At 65.5% G+C, this 2,594-nt stretch carries 3 protein-coding genes; 2 read left to right on the top strand and 1 reads right to left on the bottom strand.

Going from position 1 to position 2,594, the window contains the following annotated elements; all coding sequences use genetic code 11:
• A partial coding sequence (gene ispD / locus ACXJL8_RS38675; protein ID WP_456686778.1) for a 2-C-methyl-D-erythritol 4-phosphate cytidylyltransferase occupies positions 1-1,001 on the bottom strand: 1,001 nt, incomplete at its 3' end.
• A 279-nt stretch (positions 1,002-1,280) separates the two neighbouring features.
• Here ispD and dusB point away from each other — a divergent pair.
• Both dusB and ACXJL8_RS38685 read left to right on the top strand, forming a co-directional pair.
• Complete coding sequence (gene dusB / locus ACXJL8_RS38680; protein WP_456619075.1) at positions 1,281-2,282, top strand: tRNA dihydrouridine synthase DusB; 1,002 nt, start codon at positions 1,281-1,283, stop codon at positions 2,280-2,282.
• Positions 2,279-2,594: PAS domain-containing protein (locus ACXJL8_RS38685; RefSeq protein ID WP_456686779.1), on the top strand; the 316-nt coding region annotated here is incomplete at its 3' end. The genes dusB and ACXJL8_RS38685, both read left to right, overlap by 4 nt.

Below are 2,594 nucleotides of genomic sequence, written 5' to 3' on the forward strand. Positions count from 1 at the left end.
TCGCAGATCAGCGTCACCTCGAGATTGGCGACGCGGCCGCCGCGCTGCGCGACGCGTTCGATGGCGTATTTCAGGAACTGGTCGGAGGAGGCGCCCTTCCACTTGGCATCGCTCGGCGGGAAGTGCGAGCCGATGTCGCCGTCGGCAAGCGCGCCGAGGATCGCGTCGACCAGCGCATGCAGGCCGACGTCGCCGTCGGAATGGGCCAGAAACCCCTTGCTGTGCGGCACGCGCACGCCGCAGACCATGACGTGGTCGCCATCGCCGAAGGCGTGGACGTCATAGCCCGTGCCGGTCCTGATGTCGCCGAGCAGGCTGGCCAGGCGCGCTTCCTCGCGCACGAAGTCTTCGGGAGTGGTGAGTTTCATGTTGGCAACATCGCCTTCAAAGGTCGCAACCGTCAATCCCGCCCATTCGGCAATCGCCGCATCATCGGTGAAATCGCTGCGCCCGTCCTTCGCCGCGCGACGATGCGCCTCGAGGATGACGTCGAAACGAAAGGATTGCGGCGTCTGCGCGATTCGCAGGCGCGAGCGGTCCGGCGTGTCCTCGACATCGCCATTCGCGCCGGTGACCTTGATGGTGTCGGTGACGGGGACGACGGGGATCGCGGCGCCGGTGCGGCTGGCCGCCTCGATCGCGCGGGAGATCACGCCTTCCGAAACGAAGGGCCGCGCGGCGTCGTGGATCAGGACGATGTCCGGCTTGTGTTTTGCCAGCGCTTCCAATCCGGCGAGGACGGACGCCTGCCGCGTTGCACCGCCACTGGTCGGCGGCTCGTGCTTAAGTCCTGCGACCGCTGCCGTGAACATGGCACTGTCGTCGGGGTTCACCACCGGCTGCACCGCTGATACGTCCGCGTGGCGGCTGAAGGCTTCCATGGCACGATAGATCACGGGCTGCCCGCCGATCGAGCGATATTGCTTCGGCCCGCCAGCGCCTGCGCGCAGCCCGCGTCCGGCTGCGACGAGGACGACTGCGGTGCGCTCTGATTTCGCCATAGGACTCAAATACTCAGTTGCTGGTGAGGAGTCGGGAGTGGGGTGATTGCCGGCATGCCTCTAGCACGGCAGGCCCGCAAAAAAAGGGGGTATCCCCGGATTGTGGGAAACAGCAATTTGTTGCACTGCACTTGAAAGATCTGCAGAACTGTCTAAACTGTAGGCATGGCGCTTGACTGCACAAGAATTGTGCGCAAGATAGATCATGGCAGCGCGATCAAGCCCTGCCAAGGCAACGAGACCACTGTGACCGGCCCGGCAAGATCAGGCTCTAAGCCGTTGAAAATAGGCGACATTGAAATCGCTACTCCGGTCTTCCTGGCACCGATGTCGGGGGTGACTGACTCGCCCGTCCGCCGGCTCACAGCCGAGCTCGGGGCCGGTCTGGTCGTGTCCGAAATGACCGCCAGCGACGATCTCGTCAATGGCCATACGATGTCGCGGTTGCGCTGCGAAGCGACCGGCATCGGTCCGCATGTGGTCCAGCTCGCCGGCTGCGAAGCGCATTGGATGGCGGAGGGGGCCCGGATCGCGGAAGCTGAAGGCGCCGACATCATCGATATCAATATGGGCTGTCCGGCCCGTCACGTCACCGGCGGCCAGTCCGGCTCGGCGCTGATGCGCGACCTCGACCATGCCGTGAGCCTGATCGACGCGACCATTGCAGCCGTCAAAGTGCCGGTCACGCTGAAGATGCGGCTCGGCTGGGACGATCGCAGCCGCAATGCGCCGGAACTGGCGCGGCGCGCGCAAGCTGCCGGCATCAAGCTCGTCACCGTGCACGGCCGCACCCGCTGCCAGTTCTACAAGGGCGAGGCCGACTGGGATGCGATCCGCGCGGTGCGCGAGGCGATCTCCGTGCCGCTCGTCGTCAACGGCGACATCACGTCCTATGAGAAGGCGCTCGCCGCACTCGATGCATCCGGCGCCGATGCCGTGATGATCGGCCGCGGCGCGCAAGGCCAGCCCTGGCTGCCCGGCCAGATCGGCCGCCGCCTGAAGGGCGGGGCGGCCGAAGCCGTGCCGTCGCTCGAGGCGCAGCTCGGCTACGTCCGTACCCTCTATGAAGGCGTCTGCGCGCTCTACGGTCTGCGCATTGGCCTGCGGCACGCGCGAAAGCACCTCGGCTGGGCGCTCGATGTCGCAGCCGATGCGAGCCGCGCGCCGGCGGAGAAGCTGAAATCCTGGCGCCAGAAGATCCTCACCTCGGAGGATCCGGGTCTCGTCCACCGGTCACTGCAAGATGCCTTCGACGACTTCGCATGGAGCGCTGCTGCATGAGCTCAGTTGCTGAACATCGTCGGCCGATTCCGTCCGACAGCGATGCGATCCTGGATGCACTTCCCAACCCTGTGCTCATGATCGGGCCGGACGGCAAGATCGTCGCCGCCAATATCGCGACCGAAGCCTTCTTCGATATCTCGACGCAGTTCCTGAAGCGGCAGTCGCTGAAGGAGCTGGTGCCGTTCGGAAGCCCCTTGCTGGCGCTGATCGACCAGGTGCGCTCGTCGAACTCGCCGGTCAACGAATACAAGGTCGATCTCGGCACGCCGCGCATGGGCGGCGACCGCCAGGTCGATCTCCATGTCGCTC

It is taken from the genome of Bradyrhizobium sp. P5_C11_2 (assembly GCF_054049755.1).